General features: G+C 37.9%; 1 pseudogene. It reads right to left on the reverse strand.

The annotated features are described in order from the left end of the window. Positions 1-290 (reverse strand): annotated as a pseudogene (locus PL9631_RS26480) (IS701 family transposase); the annotation flags it as partial.

The raw sequence follows: 290 nt of genomic DNA on the forward strand, positions 1-290 counted from the left end.
GCTTCCCTGTAAAAAACTTCTATCCAATTTCTTTGTGAATAGGTCGTTACTATCCATTCTCCTGTGGCTTTTGAAACCTCAACATTAGTCATTAAATAATCAATATCACTGGCTTGGTCGAAAGTGGCAGCATTCATGACGATGGCTATTACTTTCTTCCCGGCATACTTTGATAATTCAATTTCTTGTGTTGCTACCCACACAGTTTTGGTTTTTTCTACTGGGAGTTGAATTTCACTAAAAGCTCCTTGGGGCAACGATTTAGCTAAATTATCTAATCGAGTTTCCTC

This window comes from Planktothrix paucivesiculata PCC 9631 (genome assembly GCF_900009265.2).
Lineage (GTDB): Bacteria > Cyanobacteriota > Cyanobacteriia > Cyanobacteriales > Microcoleaceae > Planktothrix > Planktothrix paucivesiculata.